26 protein-coding genes are annotated in these 26611 nt (G+C 64.8%); 22 read left to right on the top strand and 4 right to left on the bottom strand.

Features of this window, described 5'->3' with window-relative positions; genetic code table 11:
* Window positions 1-48: 48 nt before the first annotated feature.
* Complete coding sequence (locus LDZ27_RS23280; protein ID WP_244817473.1) at window positions 49-888, bottom strand: FadR/GntR family transcriptional regulator; 840 nt, start codon at window positions 886-888, stop codon at window positions 49-51.
* A gap of 170 nt (window positions 889-1058) precedes the next feature.
* Here LDZ27_RS23280 and LDZ27_RS23285 point away from each other — a divergent pair, with 170 nt between their 5' ends.
* From LDZ27_RS23285 to LDZ27_RS23300, 4 genes are read left to right on the top strand one after another with little or no spacing between them, the layout of a single operon-like run.
* Entirely contained in the window at window positions 1059-1961 is a 903-nt protein-coding gene (locus tag LDZ27_RS23285) for an NAD(P)-dependent oxidoreductase (protein ID WP_244817474.1), read from the top strand.
* A 51-nt stretch (window positions 1962-2012) separates the two neighbouring features.
* Entirely contained in the window at window positions 2013-2369 is a 357-nt protein-coding gene (locus LDZ27_RS23290) for a hypothetical protein (protein ID WP_370653462.1), read from the top strand.
* Entirely contained in the window at window positions 2354-3826 is a 1473-nt protein-coding gene (locus LDZ27_RS23295) for an NAD-dependent succinate-semialdehyde dehydrogenase (RefSeq protein WP_244817475.1), read from the top strand. Before LDZ27_RS23290 ends, LDZ27_RS23295 begins: the two co-directional genes overlap by 16 nt.
* Before the next feature lie 22 nt (window positions 3827-3848).
* Complete coding sequence (locus LDZ27_RS23300; RefSeq protein WP_244817476.1) at window positions 3849-4808, top strand: LysR substrate-binding domain-containing protein; 960 nt, start codon at window positions 3849-3851, stop codon at window positions 4806-4808.
* A 306-nt stretch (window positions 4809-5114) separates the two neighbouring features.
* Here the strand turns inward: LDZ27_RS23300 and LDZ27_RS23305 are convergent, their stop codons facing one another.
* Entirely contained in the window at window positions 5115-6023 is a 909-nt protein-coding gene (locus LDZ27_RS23305; protein ID WP_244817477.1) for a LysR substrate-binding domain-containing protein, read from the bottom strand.
* 113 nt (window positions 6024-6136) lie between these two features.
* Between LDZ27_RS23305 and LDZ27_RS23310 the strand changes: the two genes are divergently transcribed.
* Genes LDZ27_RS23310 through LDZ27_RS23320 form a run of 3 tightly spaced genes read left to right on the top strand, consistent with a single transcriptional unit; the run spans window position 6137 to window position 8734 of the window.
* Window positions 6137-7384 (top strand): acyl-CoA dehydrogenase, encoded by a 1248-nt coding sequence (locus LDZ27_RS23310; RefSeq protein ID WP_244817478.1) that lies wholly within the window; start codon window positions 6137-6139, stop codon window positions 7382-7384.
* Between the two features lie 26 nt (window positions 7385-7410).
* On the top strand, window positions 7411-7977 hold the full coding sequence (locus LDZ27_RS23315; protein WP_244817479.1) for a flavin reductase family protein: 567 nt from the start codon (window positions 7411-7413) through the stop codon (window positions 7975-7977).
* 13 nt (window positions 7978-7990) lie between these two features.
* Window positions 7991-8734, top strand: a complete 744-nt coding sequence (locus LDZ27_RS23320) for a VOC family protein (RefSeq protein WP_244817480.1) — start codon at window positions 7991-7993, stop codon at window positions 8732-8734.
* 2 nt (window positions 8735-8736) lie between these two features.
* On the opposite strand, the gene LDZ27_RS23325 is transcribed toward LDZ27_RS23320, so the two are convergent.
* Window positions 8737-10313, bottom strand: a protein-coding gene (locus tag LDZ27_RS23325; RefSeq protein ID WP_244814132.1) for an IS3 family transposase whose coding sequence is annotated in 2 segments (ribosomal slippage) — window positions 8737-9845 and window positions 9845-10313 — 1578 coding nt in all. Because the reading frame shifts where the segments join, the coding sequence is not laid out codon by codon here.
* Window positions 10314-10387: 74 nt separating this feature from the next.
* Here LDZ27_RS23325 and LDZ27_RS23330 point away from each other — a divergent pair.
* From LDZ27_RS23330 to dmpG (LDZ27_RS23370), 9 genes are all read left to right on the top strand, one after another.
* Window positions 10388-10645 carry a hypothetical protein gene (locus tag LDZ27_RS23330; RefSeq protein WP_244817481.1) on the top strand — a complete coding sequence of 86 codons (258 nt, stop codon included), beginning with the start codon at window positions 10388-10390 and terminating at the stop codon, window positions 10643-10645.
* A 183-nt stretch (window positions 10646-10828) separates the two neighbouring features.
* A complete protein-coding gene (locus LDZ27_RS23335; protein WP_244817482.1) occupies window positions 10829-11365 on the top strand; it encodes a VOC family protein in 537 nt (178 codons plus the stop codon).
* Window positions 11366-11557: 192 nt separating this feature from the next.
* Window positions 11558-12688: a porin gene (locus LDZ27_RS23340; protein WP_244817483.1), complete on the top strand. Its 1131-nt coding sequence runs from the start codon at window positions 11558-11560 to the stop codon at window positions 12686-12688.
* Between the two features lie 13 nt (window positions 12689-12701).
* Window positions 12702-13979, top strand: a complete 1278-nt coding sequence (locus tag LDZ27_RS23345) for an MFS transporter (RefSeq protein WP_244817484.1) — start codon at window positions 12702-12704, stop codon at window positions 13977-13979.
* Between the two features lie 19 nt (window positions 13980-13998).
* Complete coding sequence (locus LDZ27_RS23350) at window positions 13999-14856, top strand: alpha/beta fold hydrolase (protein ID WP_244817485.1); 858 nt, start codon at window positions 13999-14001, stop codon at window positions 14854-14856.
* Between the two features lie 113 nt (window positions 14857-14969).
* Window positions 14970-15716 (top strand): alpha/beta fold hydrolase, encoded by a 747-nt coding sequence (locus tag LDZ27_RS23355; protein WP_244817486.1) that lies wholly within the window; start codon window positions 14970-14972, stop codon window positions 15714-15716.
* A gap of 113 nt (window positions 15717-15829) precedes the next feature.
* Window positions 15830-16615: a 2-keto-4-pentenoate hydratase gene (mhpD, locus tag LDZ27_RS23360; protein WP_244817487.1), complete on the top strand. Its 786-nt coding sequence runs from the start codon at window positions 15830-15832 to the stop codon at window positions 16613-16615.
* Between the two features lie 42 nt (window positions 16616-16657).
* Entirely contained in the window at window positions 16658-17608 is a 951-nt protein-coding gene (locus LDZ27_RS23365; protein WP_244817488.1) for an acetaldehyde dehydrogenase (acetylating), read from the top strand.
* Entirely contained in the window at window positions 17605-18639 is a 1035-nt protein-coding gene (dmpG, locus tag LDZ27_RS23370; RefSeq protein ID WP_244817489.1) for a 4-hydroxy-2-oxovalerate aldolase, read from the top strand. The genes LDZ27_RS23365 and dmpG (LDZ27_RS23370) overlap by 4 nt, the downstream gene beginning before the upstream one ends.
* A 74-nt stretch (window positions 18640-18713) precedes the next feature.
* On the opposite strand, the gene LDZ27_RS23375 is transcribed toward dmpG (LDZ27_RS23370), so the two are convergent.
* Window positions 18714-19499 carry a DNA-binding transcriptional regulator gene (locus LDZ27_RS23375; RefSeq protein ID WP_244817490.1) on the bottom strand — a complete coding sequence of 262 codons (786 nt, stop codon included), beginning with the start codon at window positions 19497-19499 and terminating at the stop codon, window positions 18714-18716.
* 164 nt (window positions 19500-19663) lie between these two features.
* On the opposite strand from LDZ27_RS23375, the gene LDZ27_RS23380 reads away from it, so the two are divergent.
* Genes LDZ27_RS23380 through mhpT form a run of 6 tightly spaced genes read left to right on the top strand, consistent with a single transcriptional unit; the run spans window position 19664 to window position 26603 of the window.
* On the top strand, window positions 19664-21508 hold the full coding sequence (locus LDZ27_RS23380; RefSeq protein ID WP_244817491.1) for a bifunctional 3-(3-hydroxy-phenyl)propionate/3-hydroxycinnamic acid hydroxylase: 1845 nt from the start codon (window positions 19664-19666) through the stop codon (window positions 21506-21508).
* A 1-nt stretch (window position 21509) separates the two neighbouring features.
* Window positions 21510-22496: a 3-carboxyethylcatechol 2,3-dioxygenase gene (locus LDZ27_RS23385; protein WP_244817492.1), complete on the top strand. Its 987-nt coding sequence runs from the start codon at window positions 21510-21512 to the stop codon at window positions 22494-22496.
* Between the two features lie 14 nt (window positions 22497-22510).
* The gene (gene mhpD, locus LDZ27_RS23390) at window positions 22511-23290 is read left to right on the top strand and encodes a 2-keto-4-pentenoate hydratase (RefSeq protein WP_244817493.1); all 780 of its coding nucleotides are present in this window, start codon (window positions 22511-22513) and stop codon (window positions 23288-23290) included.
* Between the two features lie 25 nt (window positions 23291-23315).
* On the top strand, window positions 23316-24269 hold the full coding sequence (locus LDZ27_RS23395; RefSeq protein WP_244817494.1) for an acetaldehyde dehydrogenase (acetylating): 954 nt from the start codon (window positions 23316-23318) through the stop codon (window positions 24267-24269).
* A gap of 12 nt (window positions 24270-24281) precedes the next feature.
* The gene (dmpG, locus tag LDZ27_RS23400) at window positions 24282-25301 is read left to right on the top strand and encodes a 4-hydroxy-2-oxovalerate aldolase (RefSeq protein WP_244817495.1); all 1020 of its coding nucleotides are present in this window, start codon (window positions 24282-24284) and stop codon (window positions 25299-25301) included.
* Between the two features lie 60 nt (window positions 25302-25361).
* Window positions 25362-26603, top strand: a complete 1242-nt coding sequence (mhpT, locus tag LDZ27_RS23405; RefSeq protein ID WP_244817496.1) for a 3-(3-hydroxy-phenyl)propionate transporter MhpT — start codon at window positions 25362-25364, stop codon at window positions 26601-26603.
* Window positions 26604-26611 lie beyond the last annotated feature (8 nt).

A 26611-nucleotide genomic window follows, 5' to 3' on the forward strand; every position in this document is an offset into this window, starting at 1 on the left:
TCGCGTGAACGCGAAGGCTTGCCGAGCGTCGCGAAACGCCGTGGCCTTCTACTCCCCGCGCTGACGCTTCAGGGCGCCGCGCGGCCCGCGTCCGATGACGGCGTCGAGCTTCGCGCGCGCGAGACGTTGCGCCGTGGCGGCGCTGTCGCCGCTCCAGAAACTGCGGTCTGCATGCTGGATGCGCGTGGCCGTGCGCTGCATGTGCGCATACGCTGCGTTGCGCGCGGCTGCGGGGTCGCGCGCCTCGATCGCGGCGGCGATCGTTTCGTGTTCCGCGCGCACGTCGGCGGTGAGATCGGCGCGGCGCGATTCGTTCTGACGCGTGATGCGAATGGCGTCCTGCAATGCGTTCGTCAGAAGCGACAGCAATTCGGTGAAGTAGGGATTGCCCGCCGCGCGCGAAATCGCCAGATGGAATTCGAGGTCCGCTTCGACGCCGTCGCCGCCCTCCGAAACCGAGCGGTCGATGGCTTTCAGCGCGCGGCGTATCAGCGTCATCTGCGCGGCGGTGCGGCGTTCGGCGGCGAGCGCGGCCATCTCGGCCTCGATGCCGCGCCGCAATTCGATGATGCGGACCACGCCCGCAGCCGGATTCTGTTCGTCGCGCGAAAGCCGGAAGACTTGCGACGCTTTCGGATCGAGCACCACGGTGCCGCTGCCCTGACGCGTATCGACGAGACCTTCGGACTTGAGCCGCGAGATGGCCTCGCGCACCACCGTGCGGCTCACCCCGTACTGTTCGGTCATGAACTTCTCGGTGGGAAGGCGGGCGTTGACCGGGTAATAGCCGCTTCTTATCTGGTCGACGAGAACCCGCGTGACGCGGTCGGCGAGCGTGAATTCCTCGGGACTTGCGGCGATGTCGCGCTTCAGCTTGGCGTCTTGCATGGCGGTTCGGCGGTGGATTCTGGCAGGGCGATGATAGCATCGCACTGTAAATTTGCTTGACAAATGTGTACTATAAATTTGTACTATGACCCGATGCGCGACGGCTGCTGGGCAAGGCATCGGACCGGCCGGAAGCGCCTTGGAACATCGAACGAAGAACAGGAGACGACATGAAGCGGATCGGAGTGATCGGGGTGGGCATGATGGGTCACGGCATCGCCACGAACATCGCGAAACACGGCTACGAACTCGCGCTGCTCGAACACGCGGGCAATCAGCCGCTCGATGCGCTGCGCGCGGCCGGCGCGACCAGCACGCCCGACGCGGCGGCGCTCGCGGCATCGGTGGATGTGCTGCTGCTTTGCGTCACCGGCACGCCGCAGGTCGAAGAGGTGCTGTTCAAGAACGGCGTGCTCGATGCCTTGCGCCCCGGCACGGTCATCATCGACTGTTCGACGGCGATTCCCGCCTCGACGCTGCGCATCGCCGAGGCCGTGAAGCACGCGGGCGGCCGCTTCCTCGATGCGCCGATGACGCGCACGCCGAAAGAAGCCGCCGAAGGCCGCATCAACCTGATCGTGGGCGGCGAGCGCGCGCTCTTCGACGAATGCCTGCCGCTCCTGCAGAGCTTCGCGGAGAACATCGTCTATGCGGGCGAGGCGTCGTCGGGGCATCGCCTCAAGCTGCTGCACAACTTCGTATCGCTCGGATTTTCGGCGGTGCTTGCCGAAGCCGCCGCGTGCGCGAACCGCGCGGGCGTCGATCCGAACGTGCTGGTGAGCGTGCTCGCGGCGGGCGGCGGCGATGGCGTCGTGTTCAAGCGCCTGCGGCCGTTCATCGAATCGGCGGACAGTTCGGGCTTCCGTTTCTCGATGTCCAACGCGCTCAAGGACATGGGCTATTACGTCGAGATGACGGACGAAGTGGGCGCGTCCAACGCCGCCGCCAGTGCAGTGCGCGAAGTCTACGAGCGCGCGGTCGCCGAAGGCGGCCCGAACACGCCGGTTCCGGAACTGATCGCGCTGCTCGAAGGCGAGGCCGGAAAAAACGGGCAAGCGGCGCGGGCGGCATGAGCGTTGAGCCCGCGCGCGCGTCGTCGAACGGATCGGCTTCGCGACGAACTCGTGCGCCTTTTGACCGAGCGGCTCGTCACGCGCACGACGGGCGAATGGGTCCGCGCGTTCGACGAAGCCGGTCTGCCCGCCGGTCCCGTGCTGGACGTGGCGCAGGCGCGCGGCATGGTTGTCGAGTCGCATCATCCGCTCGCGGGCGACGTGAAGGGCATCCCTGCCGATCCGCTTCTCGGGCCGCGCCGCGCCGCTGCTCGGACAGCACACGCGCGAAGTGCCGAGCGAGATCGGCTATGCGGACGCGCGGATCGACCAGATGCACGAAAGCGGCACCGTCTACGCACGCGCCGGCTAAGCCTTATTCAATCCCGTCTCACCCGAACAAGGACCATCGCATGTTTCTCGAACTGACGCGGCCCGAACTGGTCCGCACGCAAAATCTGATCGACGGCAAATGGACCGATGCCGCAGAAGGCGCGCGCTATCCCGTCGCGAATCCCGCGAACGGCGAGCGCTTCGTCGATGCAGCCAACAGCACGTCCGCCGATGCGCGCGCCGCCACCGATGCCGCCGCGCGCGCGCTGCCCGGCTGGCGCGCGACGCTGCCGCGCGAGCGCGCGGCCATTCTGCGCCGCTGGCACGCGCTCATCCTCGCGAATCTGGAAGACCTCGCGCGCATCATGTCGACGGAGCAGGGCAAGCCGCTCGTCGAAAGCCGGGGCGAAGTGCGCTATGGCGCGTCGTATGTCGAATGGTTCGCGGAGGAAGGCCCGCGCGTGTACGGCGACATCATCCCGCAGCAGCAACGCGGCAAGCGCATGATCGCGGTGAAGGAGCCGATCGGCATCGTCGCGGCTATCACGCCGTGGAACTTTCCGCTCGCGATGATCGCGCGCAAGATCGCGCCGGCGCTCGCCGTCGGCTGCACGGTCGTCGCGAAGCCCGCGGAAGACACGCCGCTCACCGCGCTCGCCCTCGCGCTGCTCGCGCAGGAAGCCGGCTTGCCCGATGGCGTGCTCAACATGATTTCCGCGTCGCGCGATGCGGGCGTCGCGGCAGTGGCCGACTGGCTCGCCGACGCGCGCGTGCGCAAGATCACGTTCACCGGCTCGACGCCCGTCGGCAAGCATCTCGCGCGCGAATCGGCGGGCACGCTCAAGAAGCTCTCGCTCGAACTCGGCGGCAACGCGCCGTTCATCGTGTTCGACGACGCCGACATCGACGCGGCCATCGCCGGTCTCATGGCATCGAAGTTCCGCAACGGCGGGCAGACGTGCGTGTGCCCGAATCGCGTGTACGTGCAGTCGGGCGTCTACGATGCGTTCGCGCGGCGGCTCGCCGAGCGCGTGTCGTCGCTGAAGGTCGGCCCCGCCACGGACGACAGCGTGCTGATCGGCCCGATGATCAACGCGCGCGCCGTCGACAAGATCGCGCGCCACGTCGACGACGCGCTCTCGCACGGCGCGCGCGTGCTGACGGGCGGGCGCAGGCTCACGGAACTCGGACCGAACTTCTATGCGCCGACCGTGCTCGTCGACGCGAGCGAGAAGATGGTCGTGTGCTGCGAGGAAACCTTCGGGCCGGTCGTGCCGCTCTTTCGCTTCGAGCGCGAGGAAGACGCGATCCGCGCCGCGAACGACACGCCGTTTGGTCTCGCCGCCTACTTCTATACGCGCGATGCGCGGCGCATCCATCGCGTGTCGTCGCAACTGGAAGCCGGCGTCATCGGCGCAAACGAGGGCGCGGTGGCGAGCGAGGCCGCGCCTTTCGGCGGCGTGAAGGAATCGGGCTATGGCCGCGAAGGATCGCGCTACGGACTCGACGACTATCTCTCGGTCAAGTACGTTTGCGAAGGCGGTCTCGATTGAGCCGCGCCGGACGGAGCAGGCGATGAATCCTCGTATCGACCTCAACGATCTGCGCGTGTTTCATGTCGTCGCGCAAAAGGCGAGCTTCTCCGCCGCCGCCGATGCGCTTTCGGTGTCGGCGGCGTATGTCAGCAAGCGCATCCGGCTGCTCGAAACGGCGCTGGATGCGCCGCTCCTGTACCGCTCGACGCGCCGCGTCGCGATGACGGAAGCGGGCGAGCGGCTTTATCGCTGGGCGGAGAAAGTGCTCGACGACATGGACCAGCTCGTCGACGACGTCTCCGGCGTGAAGCGCGCGCCGCGCGGCACGCTGCGCATTTCGAGCAGCTTCGGCTTCGGGCGGCATGTCGTCGCGCCGGTGCTTGCGCGCTTCGTCGAAGCGCATCCGCAGCTCGACGTTCGGCTCGATCTCTTCGATCGCCTCGTCGATATCGCCGCCGAAGGCTACGACCTCGATATCCGCATCGGCGACGAGATCGCGCCGCATCTCATCGCGCGGCGGCTCGCGACGAACCACCGCATTCTGTGCGCGTCGCCGGACTATCTGCGCGCGCGGGGCGTGCCGCAGCGCGTCGCGGACTTGCAGGCGCACGAATGCCTGTGCATCAAGGAGCGCGATCATCCGTTCGGCGTATGGCGCTTTGTGGACGATGGCGACGATGTGCGCGTGAAGGTGCGTGGATCGCTCGCGTCGAACGACGGCGAAGTGGCCGTGCAATGGGCGCTCGCTGGACGCGGCGTGATTCTGCGTTCGATCTGGAACGTGCGCCCTTATCTCGACGACGGCCGCCTCGTGCAGATTCTGCCGCACGCGACGCAGCCCGCCGATGTGTGGGCCGTGTATCCGTCGCGGCTCGCCACCTCCGCGCGCATCAAGGCGTGCGTGGAGTTTCTCGCCGCCGAGTTCGCGCAGGCCGGATGGGCGCGCGCGGCGCAATCCGCACCCGGCGATGCGCGCCGGAGGCTCGCGCGCGTGCGTTGATCTGCGTGCGCGCTCGCGTCGCAGTGGCTCCGGACGAGAGCCCCGCTGCTTCGCATGAATTCGCGCCATCTGCTGCTTTTTCGGTCAGTCGCGCCCGCGCATGATGGGCGTAGCGTGATGATCCGCCGCAGCGATGGCAGGCGCGCGCCAGTCGGAATGCGGCCGCGGCGGACGTCGTCGGCGAGTTCGTCGGCCAGGGCTTTCGGAGCGTCTCATGAGGCGCGTGGGCGGCTAGGGATGATTGCGCTGTGGCGGGCTTGCCGATCCTGGCGTGCGCCCGAACCAATGGGCGCATCGCGTTGCATTTCATCGATCCGTCGATGAAACATCGATCAACGTCCGAAGCCGGGCCAACAGCCACTTCTTGAAGACCTTGAGCTTCGGATTGAGGTCGCCCTTGCTGTGGACGAGGTGGTATCCATGGTGAATGCGGACCGTGTGCGGAATGGCCTGCACGAGCCGCCCGTCGTTAAAGTCCTCCTGGAACAGGAACAGGGGCACTAGTCCAAAGCCGAGGCCCGACATGGCAGCTTCGCGCATCATCAGCATCTGCAGGAAACGCGGCGACTTGCCCAAGCTCGGCATTTGCAGCCCGTAGTGCTCGAAATAATTCTTCCACGGCTCCTCGCGAGCGCCGGCCACGCTCAGCAAGGGCGCCGTGAGCAGGTCGGCGGGTTCGTGCACGTTGGCCTGCTGCTTCAGGCGCGGCGAGCACACCACGCCTGCCAGCGTGGTGTCGAACAGGCTGACCGAATCGAAGCCCGGCCAGGGCGGCGAGCCGTAGCGGATGCGCGCATCGACGGGCGCGTCGCGGTCGAGTTCCTTCAGTTCCTCCGCCAGCACGTCCACCTGTATGTCGGGATACCGGACTCGGAAGTCGCCGATGTTGCGCACCAGCCAGAGCGTGAAACCGACATTCACCGAGAGGACCAGCGTCGACTGCGCCGCGCTTTCCTTGAGCCGGCTGCCGGCCTCGGCGATCAGGTTCAGCCCCGCCGTGATCTGCTCGTGATACGTCCTGCCGGCGGGCGTCAGTGTGATCCAGCGGCCGTTGCGCTCGAACAGGCGAACCTCGAGCTGTTCCTCGAGCGTCTGAATCATGCGACTGACCGCCCCCTGCGTCACATGGAGCTCGGTGGCAGCCGCGGTGAAGCTCTCCAGACGGGCTGCAACCTCGAAATATCTGACGGCGGTCAGGGAAGGAAGGCGCTTCATTTCAACGATCTTGCATGAGTTGAACTCATTCTAACGCAGAAGGAATCGCTTTAGATCGGGCAACTGCGCCACCTAAACTGTGTTCACTCGAACTACGCCAAAAGAGACACGACATGGACGCAGTGATTGAAACCCGACCCTTCACGGTCACCGAAGGCGAAGTCTACCGCCAGCGCGCGCTGGAAGCGGGCCAGGCATTCCTCAAGGCCATCGATGCGATCGCGCCAGTGCTGCGCGCCGGCCGTGAGCAGTCCGAGCGCGACTGCCGCGTGCCGGACGCGAGCGTGGAGGCCATGCTCGAAGCCGGTGTGTTCCGCGCCTTCACGCCGTTGCAGTACGGCGGGCTGGAGCTGTCCCCGGCGGACTTCTACGACGGCCTGATGCGCATCGCGCAATGCGACAGTTCCGCCGCGTGGATCGCCGGTCAGATCGTCTGTCACAACCTCGAAATCGCCGCGATGCACCCGCAGATGCACGAGGATTTCTGGGGCGTCTACGGTCCGGATGCACGCGCGTCCAGTTCCTACGCGCCGCTCGGCAAGACCGAGCCGGTCGAGGGCGGCTACATGCTCGACGGCCGCTGGACCTTCTCCAGCGGCGTCGACTTCGCGCACTACGTGGTGCTCGGCGGCGGCGAGCGCAATTTCCTCGTGCCGATCACCGATCTGGTGATCGACCACGACAGCTGGGACGTGCAGGGCATGCGCGGCACCGGCAGCAAGGCGGTCACGGCGAACAAGGTGTTCGTGCCGAATCACCGCATTCACGTGATGGCCGATGTCGTCAACGACATCAACCCCGGCTATGAGAGCATCACCACGCCGCTGTATCGCGGCGTGTCGTGGATGACCGTGTTCTACGCAACGGCTGCGAATACCGTGATCGGCACCGCCATGGAAGCCGTCAACGTGTTCTTCGAGCAGTCCCGCAACCGCTACACGAAGATGGGAACCGGCGCGCGACTGGCCGAAAATCCCTTCCTCAATCTCAAGATCGCGGATGCCAAAACGCGCATGAACGACATCCGCATGCGCACGCTGAACAACTGGCGCCATATCTTCGATCAGGCTTGCAAGGGCGAGCCCATCTCGCATCAGGAACGCCTGCGCGTGCGTTTCGAATCGGCCGATTCGTTCGCTGCCTGCTTCGATGTCGTGCACGACATCTGGCCGATGGTCGGCGCGGTGGCTTCGCAGACCTCCAATCCGATGCAACTGATCTACCGCAACCTGATGGCGTCGCGAGTGCACGGCACGGGCGGCAAGGAATTCGCGGCCATCGCGTATTCGCGTTCGCTGCTGGGCCTGCCGGCGCCGGAATTCAAGGTCGTCGATTTTGGCGCCGCGGCCTACTGGCGCTAAGCACCCGAACCTCACGGAGGCGAAAAATGTTGATGGAAGAACAAGTTGCCGTCGGCCAGGGACAGGCGTCCCTGCTCGAGCGTGGCCGCCCGCTGGATGACAGCCGCGCATTCCGGCGCTGCCTCGGCCAGTATCCGACCGGCGTGGCGGTCATCACCGCCAGCCACGACAGCGGACTGGTCGGCATGACGGTGAATTCGTTTGCTTCGGTCTCGCTCGATCCGCCGCTGATCCTGTGGTCGATCCGGCGCGAGTCGCGAAGTGTCGAGGCCTTCCAGAGTGCGGAGCACTTCGTGGTGAACGTGCTCGCGCACGATCAGATCGAGGTGTCGAATTGGTTCTGCAAGGGCCACCCGGAAAAGTTCGAGCAGGTGGCGTGGGAAGCGGGGCTCGGCGGCGCACCGCTGATCCACGGAGCGGTGGCGCACCTGGAATGCCAGCGCGTTTCGATTCAGGAAGCCGGCGATCATCTGATCCTGATCGGCGAGGTGAAGCAGTACGCGCATTTCGACGGCAAGCCGCTGACGTTCAGCAACGGCGAATATGCGATGACGCAGGTGCTTCCGCGCGAGCCGGCCTGCCAGCCCAATTGACGAGGGACTCAAATTGAAAATCGAAGAAATCGGATATCTGGGCATCGACGCCACGCACATGGAAGAGTGGCGCGATTTCGCGGCGAATTACGTCGGATTCGAAGTCCGTCAGCTCGATCACGGGCAACTGGGACTGCGCATGGACGACTTTGCCTGGCGGATGCTCGTGCGTCCCGCCGAGCGCAATGGCGTCGGTTTTCTCGGGATGAAGATCGACAGCCCGGAAGCGCTCGAGACCGTGCGCAGCGAATTGACCGCGGCAAGTTTCGAAGTGCACGAGGGCAGCGCTGAAGAGCGTGCCGAGCGCAGCGTGCAGCAACTGCTGTGGGTTGCGGACCCGGATGGCAATCGCGTCGAGTTCTTTGTCGGACGCAGCGCCGACAATGCGTCCTTCCGGCCGGGCCGTCCGATCGGTGGCTTCCGCACGGGGCCGCTCGGCTTCGGCCACGTGGTGATCGGCACGCCGCTGCTGGAAGAGATGGAGCACTTCTATATGAAGCTGCTGGGCTTCGGCCTGAGCGACTACATCGACAAGGACATCAAGGTTCGCTTCATGCATGCGAACGCGCGGCATCATTCGCTCGCGCTGGTCAAGACGCCCGCCAAATTCCTGCATCACGTGATGGTCGAATACAACTTCATGGACGATGTCGGCCGGCTCTACGACAAGGCGTTGACCATCCCCGGCATGATCCAGACGAGCCTCGGCCGGCACGACAACGGAAATTTTCAAGCTAGTTGTCGCCTCAACGAATAATTTCAGGCTGCCTTTCTCTCCTGGTTAGGGCGTCGTGGGGTACCGCCCTGGTTATCGATTCGATCCGGGTTCAGGTGCACAGCATCGACGCGTTGCCAGTTGCGCGTTGGGCCTTTCCACCGAAGCGGATTGCGTTGCCGGGCGTACTCGTAGAGCGCCGCGCGTCGATCCAGAATGTCCTGATCGAGGTTGGCATGACGCTGCGCCGGCGTGACGAACCGGATCGCGCTGTGACGATGCTCCTCGTTGTACCAGCGCACCAGTGCGCCCACCCACGTGCGCGCGGCAAACAGGGTATCGAATGCCTTGAGCGGATAAGCAGGTCGATACTTTAGGGTCTTGAACAACGACTCGGAGTAAGGGTTGTCGTTGCTCACGCCCGGGCGACTCAGCGACGGCATGACGCCCAGCGCCTGAAGGGTGGCAAGCATCGTCGCGCCTTTCATCGGGCCGCCGTTGTCCGAATGCAAAATCACCTGGGCGGGCTGTATCGCTTCGCGCGCGCAGAGGTCCTTGAGGACTTCGCTGGCCAGCACGCTGCTTTCCTCGGCATACACCTGCCAGCCGACAATTTTGCGACTGAACACGTCGAGAAACAGATACAAGTAGAAGTACTGCCCACGAACCGTGGTCGGCAGATACGTGATGTCCCAGCTATACAATTGGTTCGGTGCATCGGCGCAAACCGAACGGGGTTTGCTGCGTGCCTGTGCCGGCCGTTCGCTGCGCCGGTGTGCGAGTTGCTTCTCGGCCTTCAGGACCCGGTAGAACGTCGATTCGGAGGCGATATAGCGTTGCTGGTCTGCCAGTCGAGGCACGATCTGGCTTGGCGGCAGATGACCGAATTCGGGCGAGTTCGCGATCGCCAGAAGCTCGGCGCGTTCGTCGGCAGAGAGCTTGTGACGCGGCGCGTGATGCCGTAACGAGCGCCCGTCCACCGCGTCAGGTTCGCCGCGCTGCCAGCGCTGAACCGTTCGAGCACTGAGCCCTAGAATGCTGCACGCACGCGCCTGGCGAGCCCCGGCCAGGGTCGCCTCGCTGATCAGGTCGATCAATGCCTTGCGCTCTTCAGGGACCGTCATTCGGCCTCGCCCCCGAACAGCGCACGGTGCTTTTTTTGCAGCACCAACAGCGCCGCAGCTTCAGCCAGCGCCTTCTCCTTGCGTTTGAGTTCGCGCTGCAGCTCGAAATTGGCCTGCTTCAGATCCCGGACTTCCGTGGCGCTCTCGCGCCGACTACCGGTTCCACCGACCGTGCAAAAATCCGCTCGCCACTGCGCGAGATGATGTGCGAACAGGCCGCGCTCGCGACACCAGCTGTTCAACGCTTCGTCGACCAACCCGTGGCTCTCCTGCAAGGCCATCAGCCGTTCTTCCAGCGACCAGTCTTCCGGACGTCTTGCGTGTTCGGAGCCCGAGCTCCGCTTCGCGGCGGCGGCGCCTCTCATCCACTTCCTTAACGTCAGTACGTTCACGTTCAATTCGTCGGCCACTGCTCCAACCGTTCGGGGGCCGCGCTGCAGGACCTTCGACAGCGCCTGTTCCTTAAATTCAACAGAATACGTTTGTTTCGCCTTCACCCTGTACCTCTGACTCTTCTCGATAAGAAAGTTCAGAGGCGACAACTAGTCTGACGCCGGGGGACAACGACCACATGCTGTCCTTCTATTCGAAGACGCCGGGCGGCTTTCTCATCGAAACGGGCTGGGGCGGCCGGCTGATCGACCGCGAAAGCTGGGAACCCGTCGAACTCTGGTGCATGAGCCTGTGGGGGCATGAACGCAGCTGGGAAACGCCTGACAACCAGGTCAAGCAGCGCGCCCAGAAAGAACGCGCGGCCACCGAGGGCCGGCTCACGCCGGTGGAAACCAATGAGGCGGGTGGCTTCGTGACTCGCGGGGCCGCGATCTGACCCATGGCCGCGAGGGCGCGCACGCGCCTACCCGGTGCGACGTCCACGGCGCGGCGCGGTCGCCAGTATGGTCATGAAGGCGCTTGCATGATGTGAGGTCATGTAGGCGTCGAAAATGTTGCTTTGTCAGAGAGTTATCGACCCATATCCTTACCAGACAGACCTATAAACAGGAGACTCAGCATGTCACAGGCGCTCAAGGCCAGCTTCAAGCACGTCGGTATTCACGTGATGGACGTCGACACGATGGTGGACTTCTATACGGACTGGTTCGGTCTGGTCAAGACGGATGAAGGCAATGGCCCGGTCGGCAAGGGCGTATTCCTGAGCGGAGACCCGAGCGAGCATCATCAAATCGTGTTCGTGGCCGGCCGCGAACCCGGCACCAAGTCCATCATCAATCAGCTCTCTTTCCAGGTTGACGATCTCGCGACGGTGCGGGCTTATCACAAGCGCGCGCAGGACGAAGGCCGCACGATCACGCAGATCAAGAGCCACGGCAATTCATTCAGCATCTACGTGCTGGACCCCGAAGGCAACCAGATGGAAATCTATTGCGACACGCCCTGGTACGTCAGCCAGCCGGTCAGCCTGCCGCTGGATCTGAGCCAGTCCGACGAAGACATTCTGGCGCAGGTGGAAAAGGCAGTGCGCGCCAATCCGACCTTCATGATGCAGGACGAATGGGTGAAAAAGGCCGAGCAACTGATGGCGAACTGAGCCGGAACAGACACCTCTCGCAATGCCCGTGATATCGGGCAAGCCTCTGCCGCAACGGGCGATTCCATTAAAAATTTCGCGATGACGAACCGCATCATGCATGCGTTCGGACGCCGCAGCTCGTGCCGGCATCGTAGTGCGATCGACATTCTAAAAAACAAATTGCCGTTCAACGGCAATTCGGAGACAAAGATGAAGAAGGGAGTCCTGCTCGCTGCAGTCGCCGCGACGTTCGCGGGCGCTGCACACGCGCAAAGCAGCGTCACGCTGTATGGCGTCGTCGATCACGGCCTGAGCTACATCAGCAACGCCGGCGGTCACAGCAACTTCAAGATGGACAGTGGCGTGATCTATTCGGACCGCTGGGGTCTGACCGGCAAGGAAGACATCGGCAACGGCCTGCAAGCCGTGTTCACGCTGGAAAATGGCTTCGATGTGAATTCCGGCGCCGCAGCGCAGGGCGGCGCGCTGTTTGGACGGCGCGCATTCGTCGGCTTGTCCAGCAACCGGTTGGGAACACTGATCCTCGGTAACGACTACGACTTCATCTACGACTATGTGACGTTCTACTCGAACACCGGGCAGTTCGGTGGCGTGTACTCGTTCCACCTCGGTTACGACATCGACCGGCTGGCGGGCGAACAGGTGCACAACGTGGTGCGCTACGAGACGCCCACGGTCGGCGGCTTCAACGCGGGCGTCATGTATGGCTTCAGCAACGTGGCGGGCGGGTTCGGCGGCACGTCGACCGTACCGCGCGCGATGAGCGTCGGACTCAAGTACAGCCCGACGGGCACCTTCAATGCGCCGTATTCGTTCGGCGCCGCGTTCACCAAGCTCGATGGCGGCAATGCCGCACCCGGCGCGGGCTCCATCGCCCAGGTCGCGCTGGGCGCGAAGTCGATCTATACGGCAGCCCTCGGCGCGCTCGTGAAGTTCGGCAATTTCTCCGTCAACGGCGTGTACACCTACACGAACGCGTCGGATACCCCGCAAGGCACCGTGACCGTGAACGCCTACGAGGGCGGCCTGAGCTGGCGCCCCGCGCCGGACATTCTGGCTGGCGCAGGCTTCGCTTATATCGATGAACGCAAGCGCGGCAAATACGACATCGCGACGCTCGGCTTCGACTACCTCCTGTCGAAGCGCACCGATGTGTTCGCGGTCGGCACGTTCCAGCACGCACTCGGCGGAGCGCATGTCGCGGGCAATTTCTACGCGGTAACGCCGTATTCGCAGTCGCCCACGTTGCCCAACGGCGCGGGCGCGTCGTCGACAGCGAATCAGGCGGTCGCGCAGATCGGCATCCGTCACAAGTTCTGAGAAGGAGAGCGTCATGAGCAGTCCTTTGAGCACGAAGATGATGCCCGGCTCGCTTGAGGCCTCGTCGAAAGTCAGTCAATCCGCGAGCTTCTGGATTGTTTGCGGCGCCGCCATCGGCTTGATGTTCGGCTTCGGCCCCCTGTTTTTCAGCGTCGCCGGCGTCTTTCTGAAACCGATGGCCGCGACGTTCGGCTGGGGCCGCTCCGCCGTCGCCATGCTGCCGATGTTTTCGCTGATCGGAACGACATTAGGCGGGCCTGCCGTCGGCTATCTCGCGGACCGGCTCGGATGGAGCAAGGTCCTGGCGGGTTCGATCGTGCTGCTCGCGGTCTCGCTCGCGGCGCTTGCCGTTGCGCCGGCCAGTCATGCCTACATTGCCGCAATCGGCTTCCTGATCGGCTTTCTCGGGGCAGGAACGACGCCGGCGGGCTATCTCGGCGTGCTGCCGCGCGTCTTCGACAAGCGGCTCGGCATGGCGCTCGGATTCGCGATGATCGGCACCGGTATCGGCGGGCTGGTTGCGCCGATCGCCGCGAACCGGCTCAGCGCGACGATGGACTGGCGCCACTGGTTCGGCGTGTGCGCGGTGATCGCGCTTGTGCTCGGCCTCGTTGCGCATCGGTTGATGTTCCGGAATCTGCCGGCTCAGAAGTACTTCGCCGCCGATGTGCAGGCGGCTGCGTCCGTCGAGGCAGGCTACACGCTCGGCGAAGCGGTGCACAGCTTCCGCTTCTGGCTGCTCGCGGTCGTCGTGTTCTTGATCTCGGGCGCGATCATCGGCGGCTTCGTTCATCTCGCGCCGTTCGCGAGCGACCGGGGCCTTGGACGCGATGTCGGCGCACAAGCGGCAGGCGTCGTCGGCGCCGGTCTCGCGATTGCGCGAGTGGGGCTGGGTGTGGTGCTCGATCGCGTGTTCGCGCCGCTCGTGGCCTGCACTGCCTTCTTTGTCGGCGCAGTCGGTTTCGCGATCTTCCTGACCGATGCGTCGCATGTCCCGTCGATGGTCATTCTGGCTGCGCTGCTGCTCGGCATTTCGACAGGCTCAGAAGGCGATCTGATTCCGTTTCTGGCACGCCGATATTTCGGCAAGCGTTCGTTCGGCTCGATCTACGGTTGCCTGTTCGGGGCCGCGACGCTGGGTGGCGGGGCAGGCCCGTTCCTGTACGGCCTCGCTTTTGACCGCCTCGGCTCCTATACCCTCGTGCATGCGGTGTCGCTGGCCGCATGTCTCGTCGGCGCGTTCGCAGTCCTCTTGCTCGGGCGTTATCCGGCAGAGACCACGGATCAGTAACGATCAGGATGGCAGATCAATGAAGCTCACAAGAGACAACACCTCGAAATTCGTGCAGGCCGGCGCCGTCAAGGTGCATTACCACGAGGCCGGCACCGGCCCGGTCCTGCTGTGCATCCACGGCGGCGCGCCAGGCGCGTTCGGCTGGGGCAACTTCGGCCGCAATCTGGAGGCGCTGTCGCGCAACTTCCGGACGATCATCGTCGATCTGCCGGGTTACGGGCGCTCCGGCAAACCTCGAATCGAAGGGCCGCGCACGAGCTTCTATGCGCGTACCTTCCGCGACATGCTGGATGCACTGGATATCGGCCGCGCGCATGTGATGGGGCTTGCAACGGGCGGTTCCGTCGCGCTCAAGATGGCGCTCGACTTTCCCGAGCGCGTCGATCGGCTGGTGGTCATCAGTTCGCCCGGCGGCCTCTCGCTTTTCCAGCCTATGCCGCCGAAGCCCGACACGCACAGCTATTACAGCGGCGAAGGCCCGAGCATGGAACGCATGCGCGCAAATCTGGAGCGGCTCGTCTATGACCCGACGATCCTGACCGAGGAAGTGATCCGCGAACGCTACGAAGCCAGCATCGAGCCGGAGTTCATGAATCAGGCACCGGAAGGGCATGGCGGCAAGCCGGGGCAAACGCTGGAGCCGCTGTGGCAGGACCTGCACCGGATTCAGGCGGAGACACTGGTCATTTGGGGCCGCAATAACCAGACGATCAACTACGACCACGCTCTGTTCATGCTGACCCGGATTCCGAAGGCGCGCGTTCATATCCACGGCAACTGCGGCCTGTGGGTGCCTTACGAGAAGATGCACGAGTTCAATAGCAACGTCACCGGCTTTCTGTCGGTGGACCTGACGGCGAGGCCCGCACAATGATGAAGCACACGAGTATCTGGCAGCACCTCTTCAAGACGCCTCACAAGCTCGCGTGGATCGATGCAGGCGGCGTCAACACGCGCTATCTGGAAGCGGGACCGGCCGATGCACCGGTGGTCATCCTGCTGCATGGCACTGCGGGCAGTCTGGAGAATTTCAGCGCGAATTACGCGGCCTACGCCGAGCACTTTCGCGTCATTGGCCTCGACATGCTCGGTTGCGGCTGGACCGACAAGCCGGATTACGACTACCTGATCAATCACTACGCCGAACACGTGCGCAGCTTCATGGATGCGCTCGGCATCGACAAGGCCGCCGTGGTGGGCGTGTCACTGGGCGCGTGGGTTGGCGCCGCGCTGGCGCAGGCACACCCGGAACGCGTCGACAGGCTGGTTCTCGTGTCGCCGGCGGGCATCATCACCGATCCGGAGGAAGAGCAACGCTTCGCCGAAAAGCTGCGCAAGAGTCGTTCGACCGCCGCAGCCGAGCCGACCTGGGAAACCGTGTCCGCCGCGCTGAAAGCCCTGATTCTGGACCCGGAAACGCTGTCCGATGAAATCGTCGCCGTTCGCCTCGCAATCTATCAGGACCCGCGCATGAAGGCTGCCATGCCGCGTTTGCTCGCTTTCTCGAAGGGCGGTCAGGCGCTCAGCGCCGAACAATGGCGTAGCCTCGCGCTGCCGATGCAGGTCATTGCCGCCGTGGACGCGCCCAATATGTTTCTCAGCAACGCCTATGCGATCGCCGAGATTGCGCCGGATGCGCGCATCGTGGAAATGACGGGTTGCGATCACTGGGCCCAGTATGAACAGCCGGACGCCTTCAATCAGCAAAGCATCGCTTTTCTGCTCGAAGCCTGACCACGCAGGTTGATATTCACCAGACGCTTCGTCGCAGAGGCACGCACAATAGTTCGGTATCCGTATCGATCGTGGCTTGCGGTGACGAAGCCATAACAGACAAAAGGTAATCGATGGCAAACGCCACCCTTATCGACGCGCTCGCGGATCGCCTGCGCAAGGCGGAACTCGCGTGCGACGCGATCGAGCCGGTTCGCGGCGAGATTGCGCTGGACGACCTGGCGATGGCGTATGCCGTGCAGCAGGCCAACGTCGATGCACGCGTGGCGGCGGGCGAGCGCATCGTCGGCCGCAAGATCGGTCTGACTTCGCTCGCCGTGCAGAAGCAACTCGGCGTGGATCAGTCGGACTTCGGCGCGCTGTTCGACAGCATGTCCTACGGCGACAATCAGCCGATCCCGCTCGGCCTGTTCATTCAGCCCAAGGTCGAAGCCGAGATCGCGCTGGTTCTCAAGCGCGACCTCACGCGCAAGAAGCACACTTACGCCGACATCATCAACGCCACGGACTACGCGCTGGCCGCGATCGAAATCGTCGATAGCCGCATCCGTGGCTGGGATATCCGGTTCGTCGACACGGTGGCCGACAACGCTTCGAGCGCGGCCTTCGTGGTCGGCAGCCGTCCGGTCGCGCTGGCCGATATCGACCTGTTCAACGCCGGCATGACGCTGGAACGCGATGGCGAAGTGCTGTCGGGCGGCGGCGGCGCGAACTGCCTTGGCAATCCGCTCAACGCCGCGATGTGGCTGGCCGACCGCATGTCCCAGCTCGGCACACCGTTGCGTGCCGGCGACGTGGTGTTGACCGGCGCGCTCGGCCCGATGGTCACGGTGACGCAACCGGGCACCTATACCGCGCATATCGAAGGGCTCGGCAGCGTGCGGGCAACCTTCGCGTAGCCGATTGCTGGCCGGCAACTCAACACACTCTCAGGAAACGAAATGGCTTCGGCAAAACTCAAGGCCGCGATCATCGGGTCGGGCAATATCGGCACCGACCTGATGATCAAGATCATGCGGCACGGCAAGTATCTGGAAATGGGCGCGATGGTCGGCATCGACGCGAACTCGGACGGTCTCGCGCGCGCCGCGCGTCTGGGTGTGGCGACGACGCACGAAGGCGTTCGAGGTCTCGTGAACCTGCCGGTTTTCGCGGACATCGACGTGGTGTTCGACGCGACCTCGGCCGGCGCGCACATCAAGAACGACGCGTTTCTCCGTGAACGCAAGCCCGGCATCCGCGTGATCGACTTGACGCCTGCGGCGATCGGTCCGTACTGCGTGCCGGTGGTCAATCTCGACACTCACCTCGATGCGCTCAACGTGAACATGGTCACGTGCGGCGGTCAGGCCACGATCCCGATGGTGGCGGCGGTCTCGCGCGTCGCCAAGGTGCATTACGCGGAAATCGTCGCGTCGATCAGCAGCAAGTCGGCGGGTCCGGGCACGCGCGCGAATATCGACGAGTTCACGGAAACGACGTCGCGGGCGATCGAAGTAGTCGGCGGCGCATCGAAGGGCAAGGCGATCATCGTGCTGAACCCAGCCGAGCCGCCCATGATGATGCGCGACACGGTGTACACGCTGTCCGCGCTGGCCGATCAGGAGAAGATCGAGAAATCGATCGAAGAAACGGTCGCCGCCGTGAACGCCTACGTGCCGGGCTACCGCCTGAAACAGAAGGTACAGTTCGACGCGATTCCCGAGAACGCGCCGCTCAATATTCCGGGCCTCGGCAAGTTCAGCGGCCTCAAAACGTCGGTGTTCCTCGAAGTCGAAGGCGCCGCTCACTATCTGCCGGCCTACGCCGGCAATCTCGACATCATGACATCCGCCGGCCTCGCGACTGCGGAGCGCATGGCTCAGTCGATGCTTCAGGGAGTGCTCGCATGAACGCGAACAATACCGGCAAGAAACTCTATGTCTCCGACGTGACCCTGCGCGACGGCATGCACGCGATCCGTCATCAATACTCGATCGACGATGTGCAGGCGATCGCCCGCGCGCTCGACAAGGCGAAGGTGGACAGCATCGAAGTCGCACACGGCGACGGCCTGCAGGGTTCGAGCTTCAACTATGGCTTCGGCGCGCACAGCGATCTCGAATGGATCGAGGCCGTCGCGGACGTAGTCCAGCACGCGAAGGTCGCGACGCTGCTCTTGCCGGGCATCGGCACGATCCACGATCTGAAAGCCGCTTACGACGCTGGCGCGCGCGTCGTGCGCGTCGCGACGCACTGCACCGAAGCGGACGTGTCAAAGCAGCATATCGAGTACGCCCGCGAACTCGGCATGGACACAGTCGGCTTCCTGATGATGAGCCACATGACGACGCCGGAGAATCTCGTCGTCGAGGCGAAGAAGATGGAAAGCTACGGCGCGACCTGCATCTATGTAGTCGATTCCGGCGGCGCGCTCAACATGAACGATGTGCGCGATCGCTTCCGCGCGCTGAAGGGCGCATTGAGGCCGGAGACGCACACCGGCATGCACGCGCATCACAACCTGTCGCTCGGCGTCGCGAACTCGATCGTCGCGGTGGAAGAGGGCTGCGATCGCGTCGATGCATCGCTCGCGGGCATGGGCGCGGGCGCGGGCAACGCGCCGCTCGAAGTGTTCATCGCGGCAGCCGAGCGCATGGGATGGAACCACGGCACCGATCTCTACACGCTGATGGACGCAGCCGACGACATCGTGCGTCCGTTGCAGGATCGTCCGGTTCGCGTGGATCGCGAGACGCTGGCGCTCGGTTATGCGGGCGTGTATTCGAGCTTCCTGCGGCATTCGGAAGCCGCCGCGCGTAAATACGACCTGAAGGCCGTCGATATCCTCGTCGAGCTGGGCAAGCGCCGCATGGTCGGCGGCCAGGAAGACATGATCGTCGACGTGGCGCTCGACCTCAAGAAGCGCGCCGCGCACGCCTGAGAGCGGCGCATTCCCTGACCGAGGCTCCCGAACAGGGCGAGCCTCGGTCCTGCCGCGCCGCTTGGGCAGCGGCGCTACTTTCCTTCCAGTGCGGCGACCACTTCCGCCGCCGCCTCCTGCAGGGGCGGCACATAGCGGCGCACGGCTTCCGCGAGCGTCACCGCGCGCGACAGGAACACCACGTTCAGACTCGCGAGAACGCGATCCTTGTCCTTGATGGCGACCGCCACCGCGCCGATCTTCGCCTGTGCGGTCCAGTCGCCGAAATTCGTCCCGAAGCCGTCTTCGCGCACGCGCCGGATCAGGCTCGACACGAGACTGTCGTTGCGCGCGATGGTCTGCTGCTCTTCGCCGCCCGAACCCGATCGCAGCAGTTCCAGGATGTCTTCGCGCTGCTCGTCGGGACACGTCGCGAAATAGGCGCGACCCGCCGCGGTCAACAGCATCGGCAGACGGCGTCCGACCATCGCGCGATGAAACGACAACTGGCTGAAGCGATGCGTCGTCTCGCGGATGATCATCGCATCGCCATCGGGCGTCGTGAGATCGGACGGCCACGCGACGCGCTGCAGCAGTTGTCCCATGATCGGCGGTGCGACGGTGGCGACGCGCTCCGTATCCGTGAAGCCTTCGCTCAGCGAACGCACCGCGAGCGTGAGACGAAAGCTGTCGTCCGACGCGCTTCTGCGCACGAATCCTTCTTCCATCAGCGTTTCCAGCAGGCGGCGCGCCGTCGTGCGATGCAGGCCCGTCAATTCCGCGATCTGCTGGCTCGTCGCGCGTCCGCCTTCCATCGCGTTCAGGGCGCGCAGCACGTCGAGGCCGCGCGCGAGGCCACGCACATTGGTATAGGTTGCCACCGCGAAATCTCCTTCTGAATCAGGCATGTGCATTCTATGCACAAATTCGAGATTTTGTTGAGCGCGTTGGTGGCCGCCCATAGACTGCACACATCATCTAATAAAGACACCTCGCTTCCGCCGCGTCTCGCCGGGCGGTCGACAAATACATTCAGGAGACAAGCATGCGCCCCGCCTTCGATCCGGCGGCCGGCAACGGCCGCGCTCATCCTTCAAAAACCTCGCAGCAGACGATTCACGCCGATGTCGCCATCATCGGAGCCGGTCCCGTCGGGCTGATGATCGCGAACATTCTCGGCTTGCAGGGCGTGCGCGTCGTGCTCGTGGAGAAGCTCCCGCAGATCATCGATTATCCGCGCGCCATTGGTCTGGATGACGAAGCATTGCGCGTCTTCCAGTCGATCGGCCTTGCCGACGACCTGCTGCCGCACACGACGCCGAATCACTGGATGCGCTTCACGCTGAAGGGCAAGTGCTTCGCGTCGATCGAACCGCGCACCGACGAATTCGGCTGGCCGCGCCGCAACGCCTTCCTTCAGCCGCTCGCGGATGAACTGCTGTACCGCGGCCTTGCGCGTTTCGCGCATGTCGAGACCTTGCTCGGCCATACGGTCGAGAGTGTCGCTCAGGACCAAGACGGCGTGATCGTCGACGTGACGGACGCCAGTGGCGCGCGCAAGACCGTGCGCGCGGCCTATCTGGTCGGCGCGGACGGCGGCAACAGCTTCGTGCGCCGCACGCTCGACGTGCCGTTCGAAGGCCGCACGAAGCCGAATCAGTGGATCGTGATCGACGTGCGCCATGATCCTATCGGCTCGCCGCACATCTATCTTCATTGCGATGCAAAGCGTCCCTATGTCTCCGCCGCGCTGCCGCACGGCATTCGCCGCTTCGAGTTCATGGTGATGCCGGGCGAGACCGAAGAGGAGCTTTCGAAGCCGGAGAACATGGCGGCGCTCGTGAAAAACGTCGTGGCCGACCCGCACAAGGTGGATTACATCCGTCAGCGCGTCTATACGCACAACGCGCGGCTCGCGAGCACGTTTCGCGTGAAGCGCATCCTGCTCGCCGGCGACGCCGCGCACATCATGCCCGTGTGGCAGGGCCAGGGCTACAACAGCGGCATCCGCGACGCCAGCAATCTCGGCTGGAAGCTCGCGATGGTCGTGAAGGGCGTCGCGGGCGACGCGCTGCTCGACAGCTACACGATGGAACGCCGCGCCCATGCGCGCTCGATGATCCATCTCTCCGAAGTGGCCGGCGACATCTTCGCGCCGACGAGCTTCTTCGGCTCGAAGGTGCGCGATGCCTTCGTGCGCAGTTTCAACGTGCTCCCTACCATGAAGCGCTATTTCGTGGAGATGCGCTTCAAGCCGATGCCGCGCTACGAGGAAGGCGCCGTGCTGCTGGAGCCGCGCGAGCGGCGCGACGGTGTGCTTGCCCGCATGATCGCGAAGGGCGGTCATTCGGCGCTCGGCCGCCTGCTCGGACTCATGAGCGAGAAGCGCGAATCGTGGATCGGGCGCGTGGTGCACGGCCGCGATCCGCACGCGCATACGCCGGTGGGCCGCATGTTCATTCAGCCGCGCGTGCGTCTCGCGGATGGCGCGATCGCGCGCTTCGACGATGCCATCGGCAATCGCTTCGCGATGATCGGCTGGGGCGCGGACCCGACGTTCTGCCTCACGCCCGAAGCGCGGCGCATCTGGACGTCGCTGGGCGGCGTGTTCGTCATCGCGAAGCCGGACACGCAACTCGCGTTTCATGACGACGTGCCCGAAGGCGTGATCGCGCTCGGCGATATCGACGCGCGTCTGAAGGACTGGTTCGCGCGCCTGCCCGAATCGGTCGTGCTGTTGCGCCCTGACCGCTTCGTGGCGTCGATGTGCTCGCCCCAGTGCGCCTCCGATCACGTCATGCAACTCGCGCAAAAGCTCGCGTTCGTACCGGCGGCTGAAACGCCGGCGGAACGCACGCGTTCCCGCGACATCGTCACCGAAGGAGCCTGACATGACGATCCATCTCGAATGCATGTCGCATACGCCGCTCTCCGGCTACTACGACCCCGCGCCGGAAGTCGTCGCGGAAGTCGAACGGATGCAACAGGCGGCACGCGAGCGCGTGCGCCGGTTCGATCCCGAACTCGTGATCGTGTTCGCGCCCGATCACTACAACGGCTTCTTTTACGACGTGATGCCGCAGTTCTGCATCGGCGTGAACGCGACGGCCATCGGCGACTTCGGCAGCGCGGCCGGGCCGCTTCGCGTCCCGCAGGAAGCCGCGCTCGCGCTCGCCGATGCCGTGCTCGCGAGCGATATCGACGTCGCCGTGTCGTATCGCATGCAGGTCGATCACGGTTGCGCGCAGGCGCTCGACATCCTGACGGGCGGTCTCGATCGCTATCCGGTCGTGCCGGTGTTCATCAATTCGGTCGCGCCGCCGATGGCTTCGTGCCGCCGCGCGCGGCTGCTCGGCGAGGCCATCGGCCGCTTCGTCGCGGGTTCCCAGCGGCGCGTGTTGCTGATCGGTTCGGGCGGCATTTCGCATGAGCCGCCGGTTCCGGAGATTCACGGCGCGGATGACGTCGTGGCCGAACGTCTGATCGCGGGACGCAATCCATCGCCCGAATCGCGCGAGGCGCGTCAGTCGCGCACGGTCGCGGCGGCGAAAGCGTTCGCCTCGGGCGACAGCCGTCTGCATCCGCTGAATCCGGCGTGGGACTGGGCTTTTCTGGACCTGCTGGCGCGCGGTGACGTCGCCGCCGCCGACGGTTTCACCAACGACGCGATCACGGGCGATGCCGGCAAATCGGCGCACGAAGTCCGCACATGGATCGCGGCGTTCGGCGCGCTCGCGGCGTGCGGGCCTTACGAAGCGTCGATCGACTATTACCGCGCGATTCCCGAATGGATCGCGGGCTTCGGCGCGATGCACGCGCACTCGGCCGAACGCGCGCCGTTGCGTATCGCTGCCGCCACTGACAACGAACGCGCATGAAAGGAGACAAGCAAATGCCGGACATTCAATCGATCGCTGCGCGCCTGCGCGACGCGCAAGCATCGCGCGAGGCGATCGCGCCCGTGCGCGATGAAGCGCAAGCAGGCGACGTGGCGAGCGCCTATGCCATTCAAAAGATCAACGCCGATCTGCGCGTGGAGCAGGGCGAGCGCATCGTCGGCAGGAAGATCGGGCTTACGTCGGCAGCGGTGCAGCAACAGCTCGGCGTCGATCAGCCGGACTTCGGCACGCTCTTCGCGTCGATGGCCTACGGCGACAACCAGCCGATGCCGCTCGCATCGCTGATTCAGCCGAAGGTCGAAGCCGAGATCGCGCTCGTGCTCGACCGCGATCTCACCGCCGACAAGCACACCTTCGCCGATCTGATGCGTGCCACCGCCTACGCCGTCGCCGCGATCGAAGTGGTGGACAGCCGCATCCGCGACTGGAACATCCGCTTTTTCGACACCGTCGCCGACAACGCGTCGAGCGGGCTCTTCGTGCTCGGCAGCCGTCCGGTGCTGCTGCGCGACATCGATCTGACGGCATGCGCCATGACGCTTTCCCGCGACGGCGAAGTGCTGTCGCGCGGCAACGGCGCGGCGTGCCTCGGCAATCCGCTCAACGCCGCCGCGTGGCTCGCGGACCGCATGGTGCAGCTCGGCACGCCCCTGCGCGCGGGCGACGTCGTGCTGACCGGCGCGCTCGGCGCGATGGTCGCGGTGAAAGGACCCGGTTCATACCTGACGGAGATCGAAGGTCTCGGCAGCGTGCGCGCCACCTTCGGCGAATGATTCACGAAACATACGGAGACACTCGATGGCAACTGACAATCCCAAACGCAAGGCCGCGATCATCGGCTCGGGCAACATCGGCACGGATCTGATGATCAAGATCATGCGCCGCAGCGAGCACCTCGAAGTCGCGGCGATGGTCGGCATCGATCCGGCGTCGGACGGGCTGGCGCGCGCGGCGCGGCTCGGCGTGGCGACCACGCACGAAGGCGTCGAAGGCTTGACGCGCCTGCCCGTATTCGACGAGATCGACTTCGTGTTCGATGCGACGTCTGCCGGTGCGCACGTGAAGAACGACGCGTTCCTGCGCCGGCTCAAGCCCGGCATCCGCATGATCGACCTGACGCCGGCGGCCATCGGCCCCTACTGCGTGCCGGTGGTCAACCTCGACGCGCATCTCGATGCGCTCAACGTCAACATGGTCACCTGCGGCGGGCAGGCGACCATTCCGATGGTGGCCGCCGTGTCGCGCGTCGCGAAGACGCATTACGCGGAAATCGTCGCGTCGATCAGCAGCAAGTCGGCGGGTCCGGGCACGCGCGCGAATATCGACGAGTTCACCGAGACCACGTCGAAGGCGATCGAAGCGGTAGGCGGGGCGGCCAAAGGCAAGGCGATCATCGTGCTGAACCCGGCCGAGCCGCCGCTCATGATGCGCGACACGGTGTATGTGCTGTCCGAAGCCGCCGATCAAACCGAGGTCGAGGTATCCGTCGAAGAGATGGCCAAGGCCGTGAACGCGTATGTGCCGGGCTATCGCCTGAAGCAGAAGGTCCAGTTCGACGTGATTCCCGAGAACGCGCCGCTCAATATTCCGGGCCTCGGCAAGTTCAGCGGCCTCAAAACATCGATCTTCATCGAAGTCGAAGGCGCGGCGCATTACCTGCCCGCGTATGCCGGCAATCTCGACATCATGACGTCCGCCGCGCTCGCCACCGCCGAGCGCATGGCCGCGACGCTCGTGGACACAGCAGCCTAAATGGACGGCAACATGGACAAGAAACTCTATATCTCCGACGTGACCCTGCGCGACGGCATGCACGCGATCCGTCATCAATACTCGATCGACGATGTGCAGGCGATCGCCCGCGCGCTCGACAAGGCGAAGGTGGACAGCATCGAAGTCGCACACGGCGACGGCTTGCAAGGTTCGAGCTTCAACTATGGCTTCGGCGCGCACAGCGATCTCGAATGGATCGAGGCCGTCGCGGACGTGGTCCGGCACGCGAAGGTCGCGACGCTGCTCTTGCCGGGCATCGGCACGATCCACGACCTCAAAGCCGCTTACGACGCCGGTGCGCGCGTCGTGCGCGTCGCGACGCACTGCACCGAGGCGGACGTGTCGAAGCAGCATATCGAGTACGCCCGCGAACTCGGCATGGACACCGTCGGCTTTCTGATGATGAGCCACATGACGACGCCGGAGAACCTCGTCGTCGAGGCGAAGAAGATGGAAAGCTACGGCGCGACCTGCATCTATGTGGTCGATTCGGGCGGCGCGCTGAACATGAACGATGTACGCGATCGCTTCCGCGCGCTGAAGGGCGCATTGAAGCCGGAGACGCAGACCGGCATGCACGCGCATCACAACCTGTCGCTCGGCGTCGCGAACTCGATCGTCGCGGTGGAAGAGCGCTGCGATCGCGTCGACGCGAGTCTCGCGGGCATGGGCGCGGGCGCGGGCAACGCGCCGCTGGAAGTGTTCATCGCGGCAGCCGAGCGCATGGGATGGAACCACGGCACCGATCTGTACACGCTGATGGACGCAGCCGATGACATCGTGCGCCCGCTGCAGGATCGTCCGGTTCGCGTGGACCGCGAGACGCTCGCGCTCGGTTATGCAGGCGTGTATTCGAGCTTCCTGCGGCATTCGGAAGCCGCCGCGCGCAAATACGACCTGAAGGCTGTGGACATCCTCGTCGAGCTGGGCAAGCGCCGCATGGTCGGCGGCCAGGAAGACATGATCGTCGACGTGGCGCTCGATCTCAAGAAGCGCGCCGCGCACGCCTGAGCAACCCGAATCAGCGAAGCGCCATGAAGAGCGCCGCATGTCAAAACCGGAGACTTCTCGATGAAACCTTCTACGACCGCGCCCGGGCGTTCCGGCGGCGCACTCACGATCGGCCTGTGCCTCGTGGTCGCGCTGCTGGAAGGGCTCGACCTGCAATCGACGGGCGTCGCCGCGCCCCGCATGGCGGCCGAGTTCCATCTCGCCGTCGCGCAACTCGGCTGGGCTTTCGGTATCGGCGCGCTCGGGCTCTTGCCGGGCGCGGCAATCGGCGGACGTCTCGCCGACGGCATCGGACGCAAGCGCGTGCTGATGTTGTCGGTGACGCTCTTCGGCGTCTTTTCCATCGCGACGACACAGGTGTGGAACCTGCAAAGCCTGCTCGCGATGCGCTTCCTGACCGGTCTCGGCCTCGGCGCCGCGATGCCGAACCTGATCGCGCTATGCGCCGAAGCCGCTCCGCCCGAGCGTCGCGGCGTCGCCGTCGGCGCGATGTACTGCGGCATGCCGTTCGGCGCGGCGCTGGCGGCGGTCATCGGCATCGTGAGTCCGGGCGAGGAAGGCTGGCGGCATATTTTCTATGTCGGCGGTCTCGGGCCGCTCCTGACCTTGCCGCTGCTCGCGCTGTTCCTCAAGGAATCGACGCACTTCGTCGCGGCGAGCCGTCAGGCGCCCGGCGGCGTCGTGCAGGCGCTCTGGAAGGAAGGGCGCGCGGGCACGACCATCGCGCTGTGGACGAGCTATCTCGGCACGCTGATCGTGCTGTACTTCCTGATGAACTGGCTGCCGTCGATGGTCGTGAGCCGCGGCCTGACGCGCGTGCAGGCGGGCGTCGTGCAGATGATGTTCAACATCGGCGGCGGCATCGGCGCGATCGTCATTGCGGCGCTGATGGACCGTATCGGCAAGCGGCCGGTCGTCGTCGGCATGTATGTCGGCATCGCGGCGGCGCTGCTTGCGCTGGCGGGCGCCACCGGCAGCGTATCGATGGCCTGCGGCGGACTGCTGGCAGGACTGTTTCTGGTGGGCGGGCAATCGGTCCTCTATGCACTCGCGGGCGCTGCCTATCCGACGCAGGTGCGAGGAACGGGCGTCGGCGCGGCGGTGGCCGTCGGGCGCGTCGGCTCGATGGTCGGGCCGCTGATCGCCGGGCAGTTGCTCGCGCTGGGCCAGAGCGCATCGATGCTCGTGCTGTCGAGCATTCCGCTGATCGTGATCGCGGCAGTCGGCGCGCTCACCGTGGCGGCCAATCTGACGCGCGAAACGCCCGACGTTGCGCGCGCACTTCGAACCGAATCTATCTGAATCGATCT

This window comes from Caballeronia sp. Lep1P3 (assembly GCF_022879595.1).
Taxonomy (GTDB): Bacteria; Pseudomonadota; Gammaproteobacteria; order Burkholderiales; family Burkholderiaceae; genus Caballeronia.